This is a genomic window from Klebsiella sp. HMSC16C06 (assembly GCF_001808325.1).
In the GTDB taxonomy this organism is placed as follows: domain Bacteria; phylum Pseudomonadota; class Gammaproteobacteria; order Enterobacterales; family Enterobacteriaceae; genus Klebsiella; species Klebsiella variicola.
Window position 1 is genome coordinate 210,651 of the sequence record NZ_KV792996.1, and the last position, 15,486, is coordinate 226,136.

11 protein-coding genes are annotated in these 15,486 nt (G+C 59.7%); 5 read left to right on the forward strand and 6 right to left on the reverse strand.

The window, feature by feature from the left end; all coding sequences use genetic code 11:
- The first annotated feature begins 45 nt into the window (after positions 1-45).
- The 3 genes from hmsP (at position 46) to HMPREF3142_RS10800 (ending at position 5,218) form a co-directional block, all read left to right on the forward strand.
- Positions 46-2,052, forward strand: a complete 2,007-nt coding sequence (gene hmsP / locus HMPREF3142_RS10790) for a biofilm formation regulator HmsP (RefSeq protein ID WP_016161933.1) — start codon at positions 46-48, stop codon at positions 2,050-2,052.
- A gap of 156 nt (positions 2,053-2,208) precedes the next feature.
- Positions 2,209-3,495, forward strand: coding sequence for a dicarboxylate/amino acid:cation symporter (locus tag HMPREF3142_RS10795; RefSeq protein WP_008806920.1), 1,287 nt, complete (start codon positions 2,209-2,211; stop codon positions 3,493-3,495).
- 220 nt (positions 3,496-3,715) lie between these two features.
- On the forward strand, positions 3,716-5,218 hold the full coding sequence (locus HMPREF3142_RS10800) for a M16 family metallopeptidase (RefSeq protein WP_008806921.1): 1,503 nt from the start codon (positions 3,716-3,718) through the stop codon (positions 5,216-5,218).
- A gap of 53 nt (positions 5,219-5,271) precedes the next feature.
- Here HMPREF3142_RS10800 and HMPREF3142_RS10805 read toward each other — a convergent pair whose 3' ends face one another.
- The gene (locus HMPREF3142_RS10805; protein ID WP_012967094.1) at positions 5,272-6,201 is read right to left on the reverse strand and encodes a 2-dehydro-3-deoxygluconokinase; all 930 of its coding nucleotides are present in this window, start codon (positions 6,199-6,201) and stop codon (positions 5,272-5,274) included.
- A gap of 194 nt (positions 6,202-6,395) precedes the next feature.
- Here HMPREF3142_RS10805 and HMPREF3142_RS10810 point away from each other — a divergent pair, with 194 nt between their 5' ends.
- Positions 6,396-8,447 (forward strand): AsmA family protein, encoded by a 2,052-nt coding sequence (locus tag HMPREF3142_RS10810; RefSeq protein ID WP_023298316.1) that lies wholly within the window; start codon positions 6,396-6,398, stop codon positions 8,445-8,447.
- Positions 8,448-8,484: 37 nt separating this feature from the next.
- Here the strand turns inward: HMPREF3142_RS10810 and HMPREF3142_RS10815 are convergent, their stop codons facing one another.
- The 3 genes from HMPREF3142_RS10815 to HMPREF3142_RS10825 form a co-directional block, all read right to left on the reverse strand.
- The gene (locus HMPREF3142_RS10815) at positions 8,485-9,807 is read right to left on the reverse strand and encodes an MFS transporter (RefSeq protein WP_012967096.1); all 1,323 of its coding nucleotides are present in this window, start codon (positions 9,805-9,807) and stop codon (positions 8,485-8,487) included.
- A 271-nt stretch (positions 9,808-10,078) separates the two neighbouring features.
- Positions 10,079-11,110 (reverse strand): inner membrane protein YhjD, encoded by a 1,032-nt coding sequence (gene yhjD, locus HMPREF3142_RS10820; protein ID WP_008806925.1) that lies wholly within the window; start codon positions 11,108-11,110, stop codon positions 10,079-10,081.
- 106 nt (positions 11,111-11,216) lie between these two features.
- The gene (locus HMPREF3142_RS10825; protein WP_012967098.1) at positions 11,217-12,116 is read right to left on the reverse strand and encodes a LysR family transcriptional regulator; all 900 of its coding nucleotides are present in this window, start codon (positions 12,114-12,116) and stop codon (positions 11,217-11,219) included.
- A gap of 119 nt (positions 12,117-12,235) precedes the next feature.
- Between HMPREF3142_RS10825 and HMPREF3142_RS10830 the strand changes: the two genes are divergently transcribed.
- Positions 12,236-12,994, forward strand: coding sequence for an SDR family NAD(P)-dependent oxidoreductase (locus HMPREF3142_RS10830; RefSeq protein WP_032736512.1), 759 nt, complete (start codon positions 12,236-12,238; stop codon positions 12,992-12,994).
- 24 nt (positions 12,995-13,018) lie between these two features.
- Here HMPREF3142_RS10830 and HMPREF3142_RS10835 read toward each other — a convergent pair whose 3' ends face one another.
- Entirely contained in the window at positions 13,019-13,552 is a 534-nt protein-coding gene (locus HMPREF3142_RS10835) for a GNAT family N-acetyltransferase (protein ID WP_023298314.1), read from the reverse strand.
- A 66-nt stretch (positions 13,553-13,618) separates the two neighbouring features.
- Positions 13,619-15,271, reverse strand: a complete 1,653-nt coding sequence (locus HMPREF3142_RS10840; RefSeq protein WP_008806929.1) for an alpha,alpha-trehalase — start codon at positions 15,269-15,271, stop codon at positions 13,619-13,621.
- Positions 15,272-15,486 lie beyond the last annotated feature (215 nt).

Here is a 15,486-nt window from a genome sequence, read left to right on the forward strand (position 1 = left end):
AAGGATTGATACCGGGTATGCATTCAGTATCAGTGGAGAACACCGTTGCGCGTCAGCCGTTCACTTACAATCAAACAGATGGCGATGGTCGCGAGCGTGTCCATGGCCTTTGTATTGGTTTTTTGCACTATTTTGCTGTTTCACTTTGTGCAACAGAGTCGCTTTACCACGGCCACGCAGTTAGAAAGTATCGCGCGATCCGTTCGCGAACCGCTGTCTGCGGCTATTCTGAAAGCCGATATTCCGGAAGCGGAAGCCATTTTAAGCCGTATCCAGCCTGCTGGCATCGTCAGCCGGGCGGATGTGGTGTTGCCGAACCAGTTCCAGGCGCTGCGGATGCGATTTATCCCCGAGCGGCCGGTGCCGGTGACCGTCACCCGGCTGTTTGAGCTGCCGGTGCAGATTTCGCTGCCTATTTATTCACTGGAACGGCCGGCTAACCCCCAGCCGCTGGCCTATCTCGTGCTGCAGGCGGATTCATACCGCATGTATAAATTCGTCATGAGCGCCCTTGCTACGTTAGTGACGGCTTACTTACTTTTGGTGCTGATGCTGACGGTGGCGCTTACCTGGTGCATCAACCGGCTGATGGTGCGCCCCCTGCGGCGTATCGCCCGCGAGCTGAACGATCTCTCCCAGCAGGATCGTCTCGGCCATCAGCTAACGCTCCCGCGCCTGCACCATGACGACGAGATCGGTATGCTGGTGCGCAGCTATAACCGCAACCAGCAGAGCCTGGTGCGCCAGCATGATGAACTGTCCATCCAGTCGACCCGCTTCCCGGTCTCAGAGTTGCCGAATAAAGCCTTTTTGCTGGCGATGCTGGAGCAGACGGTGGCCCGCCCCCAGAGCGCCGCGCTAATCGTCGTCGCCTGCGAAACCCTGCAGGATGCCGCCGGGGTCCTCAAGGAGAGCCAGCGCGAAATGCTGCTCCTGACGCTGGTGGAGAAGCTGCGAGCCGCCATTCCGCCGCAAATGGTGCTGGCTCAGGTGAGCGGGTATGACTTCGCGATTCTCGCCGATGGCCTTGCCGAACCGTGGCAGGCGGTGACGTTAAGTAAGCAAGTGCTCACTATTATTAATGAGCGTTTGCCGCTGCATGGGCTGCAGCTGCGCCCCTACGCCAGCGTCGGGATCGCCATGTTCCACGCCGGGCTCAGCGCCGAGCAGTTTTACCGGCGCGCGGTGTCGGCTGCCGTCACCGCACGACGTAAAGGCAAAAACCAGATTGAGTTCTTCGATCCCGAGCAGATGGAAAAGGCTCAGCGCCGTCTGATGGAAGAGCACGACATTATGACCGCCCTCGACAACCAGCAGTTCGCTATCTGGCTGCAGCCGCAGGTGGCCTGCGCCAGCGGCGAGATCTGCGGCGCCGAAGTGCTGCTGCGCCAGCGGCAGGCGGATGGCAGCTGGTCGCTACCACCGTCGCTGATTGAGCGCATTGAGTCCTGCGGGCTGATTATCCCGGTCGGCTACTGGGTGATGGAAGAGGCCTGCCGCCAGCTGGCGGCCTGGCAAAGCCAGGGGATTATGCTGCCGCTGTCGGTCAATGTTTCCCTGCTCCAGCTGCTGGAACACGACCGTGGCGAGGAGATGCTAAAGCTGATCGCCCGCTACCGTATCGCCCCTGGCACCCTCATCCTCGAGGTGACGGAGAGCTGCCGGATGGACGATCCGCAGGATGTGATGGCGCGGTTGCGACCGCTGCGCGAGGCCGGGGTACAGATTGCGCTGGATGATTTTGGCATGGGTTATGCCGGGTTGCACCAGCTGCAGCAGATGAAAGCTCTGCCGGTGGATATTCTGAAAATCGATAAAGTATTCATCGATATGCTGCCGGAGGATGTCAGCATGGTGCCGGCGATGATCCAGCTCGCGCGCGGCCTGTCGCTGCGTATCGTGGCGGAAGGGGTGGAGAACGACGCCCAGTACCGCTGGTTGCAAGCCGCGGGCGTCGAGGTGCTCCAGGGCCATCTGTTCGGTTGCGCTTTGCCGCTGGAGGCATTCAGCGCGCGCTATCTCTCCCCGGTTCGTGAGGATGAAAATTTGTAAATGTTTTGTTGACTTGTGCGAGTCAGCTCAAAGATTTTAACAATTGCGTTGCACTTTCGGCGTTAGTTATTTCTGAAATGTTTCCAGGGTGTTATTTTTAAGCCACAGACGTCAAATATCCCTTCTTGCTCTGTGGTTATTCCCAAAGGACACCCTATGAAAACCTCTATCTTTAAAAGCCTCTATGTCCAGGTTCTGACGGCCATAGCGATCGGTATTCTGCTGGGCCATTTTTACCCGGAACTGGGCGCGCAAATGAAACCCTTCGGCGACGCCTTCGTTAAGCTGATTAAAATGGTGATTGCTCCGGTTATCTTCTGTACCGTCGTGACGGGGATCGCCGGGATGGAAAGCATGAAAGCCGTCGGCCGTACCGGGGCGGTGGCGCTGCTCTATTTCGAAGTGGTCAGCACCATCGCGCTGATTATCGGTCTGATTATCGTCAACGTGGTGCAGCCTGGCGCCGGGATGAACGTCGACCCGTCAACGCTCGATGCGAAAGCGGTGGCGGTGTACGCTGAGCAGGCGAAAGACCAGGGGGTGGTGGCCTTTTTACTGGATGTGATCCCGGGCAGCGTCATTGGCGCCTTCGCCAGCGGCAACATTCTGCAGGTGCTGCTGTTCGCCGTCCTGTTTGGTTTTGCCCTGCACCGTCTGGGCAGCAAGGGCCAGCTGATTTTCAACGTCATTGAAAGCTTCTCCCAGGTTATCTTCGGCATCATCAATATGATCATGCGCCTGGCGCCGATTGGCGCCTTCGGGGCCATGGCCTTTACCATCGGTAAATATGGCGTCGGCACCCTGGTGCAGTTGGGGCAGCTGATCATCTGCTTCTACATCACCTGTATTCTGTTCGTGGTGGTGGTGCTGGGGAGTATCGCCCGGGCTACCGGCTTCAGCATCTTCAAATTTATCCGCTATATCCGTGAGGAGCTGCTGATTGTGCTGGGAACCTCCTCGTCAGAATCAGCGCTGCCGAGAATGCTCGACAAGATGGAGAAGCTGGGCTGCCGCAAATCGGTGGTGGGCCTCGTGATCCCGACCGGCTATTCGTTCAACCTCGATGGCACCTCCATCTACCTGACGATGGCCGCGGTCTTTATCGCCCAGGCGACCAACAGCCATATGGATATTTTCCATCAGATCACCCTGCTGGTGGTGCTGCTGCTCTCCTCGAAAGGGGCGGCGGGGGTGACCGGCAGCGGCTTCATCGTGCTGGCGGCGACCATCTCCGCCGTCGGGCATTTGCCGGTGGCGGGCCTGGCGCTGATCCTCGGTATCGACCGCTTTATGTCCGAAGCCCGTGCGCTGACCAACCTGGTGGGTAACGGCGTCGCTACGGTGGTGGTGGCTAAATGGGTCAAAGAACTCGATGCCAAACAGATGGATGATGTTCTGAATAACCGTGTTCCAGCGAACAAATCGCACGAATTATCCTCTTAAATCCTCCTCTTAGGCCCGTACTCCCTTGCTGGAGTACGGGCTCCTGCGCATAATTAGAGGTCATTTCCGCTTGGCGGAAATGACACGAAATGATTATTTTGCGTTGTCATGCGACATTTTCGTCTCCGTGTGGTCTAACCGACGTATTTCACTCTCACTTTTTTTCGGCAGCCCGTCAGTGGGGTGCTGTTGTAACCAGGAATGTTCATCAGGGGTTCACATGCAGGGCACAACAATTAAACTCTTAACGGGCGGTTTGCTGATGGTAGCGGCGGCCGGTTATGTGCAGGCAGAAGCGCTCCAGCCTGATCCGGCCTGGCAACAAGGGACCTTAGCGAATGGTTTGACGTGGCAGGTGCTGGCCACGCCGCAGCGTCCCAGCGACCGTATTGAAGTCCGTCTGTCCGTGAATATTGGCTCGCTGAGCGAAAGCACTCAGCAGAGTGGTTTCAGCCGCTTTGTTCCTCGCCTGGCGTTGACGCAAAGCGGCAGCCTGCCGACGATGCAGGCGCGCTCTTTATGGCAGCAGAGTATTGACCCGAAGCGTCCTCTGCCGCCGGCCATCGTCTCCTACGATTACACAATGTTTAATCTCAGTCTGCCCAATAACCGCAACGATCTGCTGAAAGAGGCGCTGAGCTGGCTGGCGGACGCCAGCGGTAAGCTGACCATTACGCCTGAATCGATCAATCATGCGCTGCAGGGCAGCGACATGGTGGCGACGTGGCCGCTGGATACCAAAGAGGGCTGGTGGCGCTACCGCCTGAAAGGGTCCACCATGCTGGGCCATGATCCTGCCGCGCCGCTGAAGCAGCCGATAGACGTGGCGCAGCTGAAAGACTTTTATCATAAATGGTACACCCCCGACGCCATGACGCTGATTGTGGTCGGTAACGTCGACAGCCGCAGCGTCGCTGAGCAAATCAGCAAAACCTTCGGCGATCTGAAGGGCAAGCGGGAAACGCCCGCGGCGGTGCCGACCTTATCGCCACTGCCTACCGTGCCGGTCAGCATCATGACCAGCGCGGTGCGTCAGGACAAACTGTCCATCATGTGGGATGCGCCCTGGCAGCCAATCCGCGACTCCGCGGCGCTGCAGCGCTACTGGCGCGACGACCTCGCCCGCGAAGCGCTGTTCTGGCACGTGCAGCAGAGCCTGAGCAAAAATAACGTGAAGGATATTGGTCTTGGCTTTGACTGCCGGGTGCTCTATCAGCGCGCGCAGTGCGCGATCAACATCGAATCGCCGGGCGAGCGTCTGAACAACAACCTGAGCGTGGTCTCGCGCGAGCTGGCGAAAGTGCGGGACAACGGCCTGCCGCAGGAGGAGTTTGACGCGCTTATCGCCCAGAAAAGCCTCGAGCTGCAGAGGCTGTTTGCCACCTATGCGCGCACTGACACCGATATTCTGATGAGCCAGCGCATGCGCTCCCTGCAGAATCAGGTGGTGGATATCGCGCCGGAGCAGTATCAGAAGCTGCGCCAGGAGTTCCTCAACTCCCTGACGGTAGACATGCTGAATCAGTACCTGCGTCAGCAGCTGTCCCAGGATATGGCGCTGGTGCTACAGCAGCCGAAAGGCGAACCGGAATACAACATGAAGGAGCTGCAGGCCACGTGGGAAAAACTGATGGCGCCGAATCCGGCGGCCGCGGCGGTCAGCGGCAGCGCTGATACAGTTGATGCCCACAGCGAGGCCAGCGACATCCCGCCAGGGCAGTAACTAACGCCTCTCCGGCGCGCCAGCGGCGGCCGGAGAGCGCTTCCTGCGGAGAATTACTGCGGCATCGCTTCCCGCGGGATGATCGCCCCGCGATACTGGATCACCGTGCTGGCGGTCAGGTGTCCGCGTTTGGCGGCGGATTCAGCATCGCCGCCGGTCAGGCGAACGGCCAGGTAGCCGGCGCTGAAGGAGTCTCCGGCGGCGGTGGTATCCACCACCTTCTCTTTGGCCAGCCTGACAGCCGGCACTTCCTGTAGCGGTTGCCCGCTAACCGAGACCAGGCAGGCATCCGCCCCGCGCTTCACCACCACCTCTTCCACGCCGGCGGCATGCGTGCGGGCGATCACCTCAGCAACCGGTTTTTCCCCCCACAGCGCGTCTTCATCATCGAGCGTCAGAAACGCGATATCGGTGCAGGCAAGCATCTCCTGATAGACCTGCTGCGTCTCCGCCTGGCTGGCCCACAGGCGTGGACGATAGTTGTTGTCGAAGATCACCTTGCCGCCGTTGGCGCGGCACTCACGCAGCAGCGTGAACAGCTTGTCGCGGCTGGCCGGGCTGAGAATGGCGAGACTGATGCCGCTCAGATAGAGATAGTCGAAAGTGGCCAGCTCTTCGCAAATCGCCGCCGCGCGATCGCTCTCCAGCCAGAACTTTGCCGCCGCCTCGTTGCGCCAGTAGTAGAAGGTGCGCTCGCCGGTGTCATCGGTTTCAATGTAATACAGCCCCGGCAGGCGGTCGGCCATCCGCTGGATAAGATCGGTGTTGACGTTTTCCTGCTGCCAGCTGTCGAGCATCTGCTGGCTGAACGCATCGGTTCCCAGCGCGGTGACATAGTGGACGCTCAGTGCGCTGGCATCGGTCTGCCGCGCGATATAGACCGAGGTGTTTAAGGTATCGCCGCCAAAGCCGCGGTTAACGGCCCCGTTCTTCTCTGACAGCTCAATCATGCATTCGCCAATAACGGCAATTTTTTTAGACATAGCCAGAACCTGCAATGGAATCGATATAAGCGCTAGTGTGCGCTGCGCTGTTTTGCTGGTCAATCATATTAAAACATCGTTCCATTATTTTTTTGACCTGACGCGCGTAATGTGACGAAAAGCGCATTTCCAGGATAAACGCCGCGTTTTGACTATATTCAGGACTGACGTGATGCAAAAGGAGCGGAGTAGGGATGAGCAGAACCCGTAAAACGTTGGTTATCATCACAGGAACGATACTGTTGCTGATCGTTCTCTTCTTTATCGTGCTGGCCACCTTTGACTGGAACCGGCTGAAGCCGACGATCAATCAGAAAGTGTCCGCCGAACTTAACCGCCCGTTCGCCATCCGCGGCGATCTCGGCGTGGTCTGGGAGCGGCAGCCGGACGAGCGCGGCTGGCGCAGCTGGATCCCGTGGCCCCATGTGCACGCGGAAGATATCGTGCTGGGCAACCCGCCGGCCATCCCCCAGGTGACCATGATCCACCTGCCGCGGGTGGAGGCGACCCTCGCCCCGCTGGCGCTGCTGAGCAAAACGGTGTACCTGCCGTGGATCAAGCTGGAACAGCCCGACGTGCGGCTGATCCGCCTGGCGGAAGACAATAATAACTGGACCTTTCAGCTGGCTGGCGATCAGCGTACGTCGGGCGACAGCGCGCCCTCCAGCTGGTCCTTTCGCCTCGATAATATTCTCTTTGACCGCGGGACTATCGCCATTGATGACAAGATCACCCGCAGCGATATCACCATCCTTGTCGATCCCCTCGGCAAACCGCTGCCGTTCAGCGAAGTGACCGGCACGAAGGATCGGCATAGCGCGGCGAAAGTGGGTGACTATGTCTTTGGCCTGTCGCTGAAGGGCCGCTACAAGGACCAGCCGGTCACCGGCAACGGTAAAATCGGCGGCATGCTGGCCCTGCGCAGCGCAAGCACCCCTTTCCCGCTGCAGGGCGACTTCCACTCCGGCAACACCCGGGTGGCATTCAGCGGCACGGTCAGCGACCCGCTCAACGTCGGCGGTATTGACCTGCGGCTGAAATTCGCCGGCGACTCGCTGCGCGATCTCTACGACCTGACCGGTGTGCTGCTGCCGGAGACGCCATCGTTCTCTACCGATGGCCGCCTGCGCGCCGACTTTAAGCAGAAAAACCGCATGCGTTTTGACTACCAGGATTTTAATGGTCGGATCGGCGATAGCGACATTCATGGCTCCCTCACCTATACCACCGGCAAACCGCGGCCGAAACTCAGCGGCGATATGGAGTCGAAGCAGCTGCGGCTGGCGGATCTCGGGCCGTTAATCGGCGTCGATTCCGGCAAAGGGACGAAGAAAGGCGCTGCGCGCCAGGCGGGCGACCGACCGCAGCCGGCGGGTAAAGTGCTGCCGGCAGACCGTTTTGAAACCGATAAATGGCAGGTGATGGATGCCGATGTACGCTTTAAGGGCCGGAGAATTGAGCACGGCGGCACCCTGCCGATCAGCGATCTGTCGACCCATGTGATCCTGGAAGATGGCGACCTGCGCCTGCAGCCGGTGCGCTTTGGCCTGGCCAACGGGTCGATTGCCGGCAGCGTACACTTGCAGGGCGATAAAAAGCCGCTGCAGGGTGAGGCCAATCTGCAGGCGCGACGCCTGAAGCTGAAGGCGCTGATGCCGAACGTCGAGATGATGCAGAAAACCCTCGGCGAGATGAATGGCGATGTTCAGCTGCGCGGCAGCGGCAACTCGGTGGCGGCCCTGCTCGGCAACAGTAATGGCAATCTGAAACTGCTGATGAACGACGGCCTGATCAGTCGTAACCTGATGGAAATTCTCGGTCTTAACGTCGGCAACTACCTGATCGGCCAGATTTTTGGTGATGAGGAAGTTCGGGTGAACTGTGCGGCGGCCAATATCGACGTGACCAACGGCGTCGCCCGGCCGCAGATTTTTGCCTTCGATACGGAAAACGCGCTGATCAATGTGACCGGAACCGCCAGCTTCGCCTCCGAGCAGCTGGACCTGACCATCGATCCGGAAAGCAAAGGCTTCCGGGTGATCACCCTGCGTTCACCGCTGTATGTTCGGGGCACCTTTAAATCGCCGCAGGCGGGGGTGAAGGCCGGGCCGCTGATTGTCCGCGGTGCGGTAGCGGCGGCGCTGGCGACCCTGGTGACGCCGGCTGCCGCGCTGCTGGCGCTGGTCTCCCCGGCGGAGGGCGATAGCAACCAGTGTCGGACCATTTTGTCACAGATGAAAAAGTAGGGGAGAGCCCTGACGCCAGCGGCGTCAGGGCGAAGGATCACAACGACTGGTGGCGGGTCTCGTGGGTCAGCAGCAGGGCGATCAGCGTCAGCGCCGCCATCGCCGCCAGATAGGTGCCGACCGCCGCCAGGCCATAGTTGCCCTGCAGCCAGGCGGCAATATACGGCGCGACCGAGGCGCCGAGGATCGACGACACGTTATAGGAGAACGACGCGCCGGTGTAGCGCACCTCCGTCGGGAACAGCTCCGGGAGCAGCGCGCCCATCGGGCCAAAAGTGAGTCCCATCAGGCTTAAACCCAGCAGCAGGAAGGCGAAGACCAGCAGCGGGTTACCGGAGCCCAGCAGCGGTTTAAAAGCGAACAGGGCGAACAAAATAATCATCGTGGTGATGACAATCATGCTCTTGCGACGGCCAAAGGCGTCCGCCAGCAGGCCGGCGACAGGCACCATCACGCCGAAGCCAATCACCGCCATCATCAGCATCCACAGCACTTCGTTACGCGGCAGGCCCAGGCCATTCGGCGCGGCGCCGGTGCTGAAGGTCATCGAGTAGACGGTCATGATGTAGAACAGGGTATAGGTTGCCAGCATGATGAAGGTGCCCAGCACCGTCACGCGGACGTGTTTGGTCAACAGGGTACCCAGCGGGATTTTGACCTGTTTTTTCGCCGCTGCCACTTTGGCGAAGACCGGCGTTTCGTGCAGCGAGACGCGCACGTACAGACCGATGATCACCAGCACCGCGGAGAAGATAAACGGCACGCGCCAGCCCCACTCCATAAACTGCTGATCGGTTAACAGCCAGGAGAGCAGCAGGAAGGTGCCGTTGGCGAAGAAGAAGCCGATCGGCGCGCCCAGCTGCGGGAAGGAGCCGTACAGGGCGCGCTTGCGCGCCGGGGCGTTTTCCGTTGCCAGCAGCGCTGCGCCGCCCCATTCCCCTCCGAGGCCAAGCCCCTGACCGAAGCGCGCCAGCGCCAGCAGCATCGGCGCGACAATGCCAATGCTTTCATAGCCGGGCAGCAGGCCGATCACCACGGTGGAGATCCCCATGGTTAACAGCGAGGCCACGAGAGTGACCTTGCGGCCGACGCGATCGCCAAAGTGACCAAACAGCGCGGAGCCGATCGGCCGGGCGACGAAGGCGATGGCGAAGGTGGCCAGCGACTGCAGGGTGGCCGCGGCGGCATCGCCCTGCGGGAAAAAGATATGCGGGAAGACGATGACCGCGGCAGTGGCATAGATGTAGAAGTCGAAAAACTCAATGGCGGTGCCAATGAGCGAGGCGACAACGACTTTGTTGCGTGAATTGACCGGGGCGGTTTCCTGCGAGTTTTCGAGTGTGGTGGCTGTGGCTTGCATAGATCTTTCTTATTTTTGCGCGAACGAAAAGCCATATAGCCACAGCCACAGGGACATTTCAATCTGTAACAAACGTGGAAAGTGGGCAAAAAACAGGCAAAAAGCGGATAATTTTTACACCAGTAAAAATGGTTCTATGAAATGCTTCACACAATTAAAAAGATAGAGGATAAAACCAGTTTTTGGTTAAATAAAAGTTAATGGGTGGATTTATCTACTGAAATAAAGCGCGAGGATGAATTTTGCCTCTTCAATTCATCCTCGCAATGCGTTAACGGTGGGTTTTGCCAGGCATCCGCCGGTCGTCTTTATACTCCGCGGTGGCGATCCATGCGGCGCAGAATAGCGTCAGGCGGGCAAAGAAATAGAAAAAGGCCATCAGCCCCAGCACCGAACCGAACGCCGCCCCGGAGGGGGATTTCACCAGCGCCGGCAGCGTCCAGGTCATGACGATTTTGATGATTTCAAAGCCAATCGCCGCGATAAGCGTGCCGCGAAACAGGGCTTTGCGCCGCGGACGATGGCGCGGCAGCCGCCAGAAGATCCAGAAAAAGAGCAGATAGTTGGCAAAAATCGAGATGGCGAGGCCGATCAGCCGCCAGGCGGGCTTCAGCCATTCAATGTTGTCGAGATACAGCGCGGAGATAATCAACTGCTGGGCGGAACCCGCGACAGAAGTGATGGACAGCGTAATAATCAGCGCCACCAGCAGACCGATCAGCGAGATAAGATCGCGGAAGTATTTTATCCAGATTTTCTCTTCGTCCTGCGGCCGGCGCTCCCAGACGTCGCGCGACTGGGCGCGGATCGCTTCGCGCAAATTGCCCATCCAGTTAATACCGGAATAGAGGGCGACCAGCAGGCCGACCAGACCGACGGCGGTGCGCTGCTGCACCGCGGTGTTGATGGTGTTTTTCAACGTCGCCGCCAGCGTCGGGTCGCTGACGTTTTGCAGAATCTTGTCGAAAATGTCCTGCAGCAGGGTCGGGTGCCAGGCCAGCACGAAACCGGCGGCGGCAAAGGAGACCATCAGGATTGGGATCATCGACAGGAACGAGAAGTAGGTGATGGCCGCGCCGAACTGATTGCCCAGCCGGTCATTGAAACGTTCTGCGGCGCGCAGTAAGTGGGCGATCACCGGGTTGCGCTGCACTTTGGCCGCCGTTCCGGTGACGGTCTTCAGCGCCTGGCTGGCTTTTTGCCCGACGGCCGTGTCATTGAGAGCGTCGAGGGGGCTTTTGTTTTTCTCCGGCTGCGTGTCCGGTTCCTGTGGTGGGCGTCGATCGTCGTTTTCCGGCGTCATACGTGATTTCTTCCTTTTTTACCGCGAGATTCAGCAAAAAGTATACCTTAAATGGCGTATCCTGCAGGAACGCATCTACCCGCCACCCGTTCACCATCCGCGGGGATCAATCGACATACGCTTTCATCAGCCCGCCCAGCCACTCCATAAACAGATGTACGCGACGGGAGAGATTGCGCCGATGGGGGTAGATAAGCGAGACCGGCAGCGGCTCGGCGCGGTACTGGGGCAGGATCTCCGTCAGGTCGCCGGCGCGTAACGCCTCGCGCACGCCGGTACGCGGCACCTGAATGATCCCCAGCCCGGCGATACAGGCTGCCTGATAGGTTTCCGTACTGTTGACTGTCAATATGCCGCCGGTTTTTACCCAGCGCACCGCGCCATCGATCACCACCTCAAAGCCGGGGGGACGGACCCCGAGGGTGCTGGCGTAGTGGATCAGGGCATGATCCGCCAGATCCTCAAGGGATTGCGGATAGCCAAATCGCGCAAGGTAGTCCGGGCTGGCGCAGTTAATTTGCGTCAGCTTGCCCAGTGGGCGGGCGATAAGCCCTGAGTCTTTGAGCGCGCCGACGCGTACCACGCAGTCAAACCCCTCGCGGATCACGTCCACCAGCCGGTCGCTGCTGCTCAGCTCCAGTTCGATGCCCGGATACTGCTGTAAAAAAGTCGGCAGATGAGGGATCACCAGTTTTTTAGCAAAACCGACCGGCATATCCACCCGCAGCCGGCCGCTGATGCTCGCCGGATCGTGCTGGAACATGCCGTCCAGTTCGTCGAGGTTGCTCAGCAGATCCTTCGCCCGCTCGTAGTAGACCATCCCATCCTGGGTGAGCTGAACCCGACGGGTGGTACGGTGCAGGAGCCGCACGCCAAGATGGCTTTCCAGGGCCTGAATCTGCCGCGAGACGCTGCCTTTCGGCAGCGCCAGGGTCTCGGCGGCGCGGGAAAAACTCTCCAGATCCGCTACGCGAATGAATAACTGCATTGCATGAATTTTATCCATGCCGATCGCCTATTGTTGTTATGAATGAAACAGTAAAACGTAATGTAGCGTATTTATTGTTTCACTGGCAGTTAATAAGCTAGAACACAATCACAACGCAACCTGAAAGGGGTCTTCTGATGACACAACGTATCGCTTTAGTGACCGGCGGCAGCCGCGGTCTGGGTAAAAACGCCGCGTTGAAGCTGGCGGCGAAGGGAACCGATATTCTTCTGACTTACCACAGCAACCGCCAGGCGGCCCTCGATGTGGTGGCGGAGATTGAGCAAAAAGGGGTCAAAGCGGCGGCATTAGCGCTGAACGTCGGCGATTCTTCAACATTCGACGCTTTCGCCAGCGAGGTGGCGCAGGTGCTGGCGCAGAAGTGGGGGCGAACCACCTTTGATTATTTACTGAACAACGCCGGGATCGGCCTTAACGTCCCCTTCGCCGAGACCAGCGAAGCGCAGTTTGACGAGCTGATGAACATCCAGTTCAAAGGGCCATTTTTCCTGACCCAGCGGCTGCTGCCCCTCCTGCAGGACGGGGGACGGATCCTCAACGTTTCCAGCGGCCTGGCGCGCTTTGCCCTGCCGGGCTATGCGGCCTACGCCGCGATGAAGGGGGCGATGGAGGTCCTGACCCGCTATCAGGCGAAAGAGCTGGGCGGGCGCGGTATTTCGGTGAATATCATTGCGCCGGGAGCCATCGAGACCGACTTTGGCGGCGGCGTGGTGCGCGATAACGCCGAGGTGAATCGGCATATCGCCGCCCAGACCGCGCTGGGGCGCGTCGGGCTGCCGGATGATATCGGCGACGCCATCGCCGCCCTGCTCAGCGATGAGCTGGCGTGGATGAACGCGCAGCGCGTGGAAGTCTCGGGCGGGATGTTCCTCTGAGCCAGACTGACGCCGGGCGGTGCGCTACGGCGCATCGCCCTCCCCACGCAGCCGACCGAACAGCCAGTCATTGTGCCAGCGGCCGTTCAGCCAGTAGTTCTCCCGCAACTCCCCCTCCAGCCGGAAGCCGGCTTTGAGCAACAACTGCTTAGACGCCTCGTTGCCGGCGGTGACGCTGGCGGTCAGGCGGCGGACGCCGCCGGTGGCAAAGGCGTAGTCGCACAGCGCGCGCAGCGATTCGTAGCCGTAGCCCCGGCCCTGCGCCGCCGGAGCGAAGAGAAAGCCGACCTCGGCAATGTCGCGCTGATGATGCTGGTAACCGGTCAGGCCGAGCGGGGTATGGGTGAGCCTGTCGCGCACCACCAGGCACAGCCAGTGTTCATCCCCCGGCGCCCACGGCGGCAGCCGCGAATCGAACGCCTCGCGGATGGCCGCCTGCGGCCGGGGGTCGGCGACGTAGAGCATGACCTGCGGATCCTGCTGCAGGGAAAGAAAAAACGACCAGTCGTCCAGCTGCAGCGGTGAGCAGCGCAGGCGCGGCGTCAGGAGTTCAGGCATAAGCGTCATTCCAGGCAGGGCGAATCCTCTGAACATAGCAGGAGAAAGCCGCCGGGAACAGCCCGACTAGGTTGGCTCACCGTACAGGCCAATCAGTCGGCGCACCACGCCGTTGGTCCAGCCAAAGCCATCCTGCAGGGGATACTCCCCGCCGCCACCCTCATGCGGGACGCCGGTGGCAATATGGTATTTCTCAATCAGCTTGTGATGCTGCTTGTAAAAGTGATTGACCGTCTGCAGCCAGCTCCAGGCAATCTCATCCCCCAGCGGATCCTGGCCGTAACGTTTAAATCCCTGGATCGCCATCCACTGCAGCGGCGCCCAGCCGTTAGGTTTATCCCACTGCTCACCGCTTTCATATTCGGTGGCCATGATCCCCCCGGGGGTGAGCAGGCGGGCCCGCACCGCATCGGCAAGGCGTTCTGCCTGCTCGTGAGTCGCCAGGCCGACGTAAAGGGTGACGATGCTGGCCGCGGAAAACAGCGCCAGCTGTTCACGGCGCCAGTCATAATCGCGGAAACAGCCGTTCTCATCATCCCACAGATAGCGGTTGACCGCCGCCCGCCGATCCTGAGCCTTCTGGCGGAAGGCCGCCTCTGTCTCGCGATCGCCCTTCAGGCCGGAGAGATTGGCGATGGTCGTCTCCAGCTTGAACAGGAAGGCGTTCAGGTCGATGGGGATAAACTGCGTCGTGCGGATGCTGGCCAGCCGCGTGATATCCCGCAGCCAGCGGCTGGAGTAGTCCCAGCCGGACGCGGCGCCCGCCCGCAGGTCGCGGTACACTTCATTGGCGGGCCGCCCGGAGTGTCGGGCGGTCTCCACGTCCTCGCGCCAGGACTCATCCCGCGGCGTGTCCCGGTCGTCCCAGTAGCGATTGAGCAGGGAGCCATCCGGCATACGCACCACGTGGCGATACGCCTGGTGCGGGATCAACGACTCGGCGCCGTCCATCCAGAAGGCGTGCTCCATCTTCAGATGGTCCAGATAGCGCTTCGCGCCGCGCACGCCATCCTCTTCAAAGAGTTCGACCATCAGGGCAAACACCGGCGGCTGCGATCGGCTGAGGTAGTAGGTGCGGTTGCCGTTCGGAATGTGACCGTAGGTTTCAATCAGCCAGGCAAAGTTATCGGCCATGCATTTCAGCAGATCTTCCCGGCCGCTCTCCGCCAGCCCCAGCATGGTGAAATAAGAGTCCCAGTAATAGGTTTCGCTAAAGCGACCGCCAGGCACAATATAGGCCTGCGGCAGCGCCAGTAGCGACGACCAGGGGATATGATCCTGAGGCTCGCGGGTCAGCACCGGCCACAGCTTATCGATGTGCTCTTTCAGCGTCAGGCTGGGGTCCGAGGTGTAGACGTCGGTCTGGTTCTCCGGCAGCCAGAAGTTGTCTTCCACGAACTGTCGCAGGTCGAAGTCGGGCTGACGTTTGACCTTGCGGTAGTTGCGCAGGATGTCCAGCGGATCGTGTTTCGGCGCGCAGTCGGGGAAGGTTTTGCTGTCGGCAAAGATGCGTGATTTCTGCACGTTGGTAAACAGCTCAAGATAGCGATCCGCCGGGGTAAGGGCATCGGACGCCGGAAGCCCCTCGATCACCTCAGGCTCCGGTTCAGCGTCTATCATCTCATCCAGCTTTAATTCGTACGGATCGGCTTCGTAGCAGGGATCGATGTCGATCCTTAACTCGTCGTCTTCAACGTGGCGTAATTTCTGGCTGAACATAGCGATACGGACCTCCGGATAGCGTGAGTTCGGGGCCGGGCATACCCGGCCTTGTCTATTAAGCGTAGACAGTCGCTTCGGTGAGTGTGAAGCAAACTGTGCGTGAGATCACGCTTTTCCGCCGAGAAGAAAAGCTGTCATTTTAAAGTATGCTGTTGATAAGTAATTAAAAATTGTACATCCTGGCACAGATGAAATTCGGAGCATTCATTATG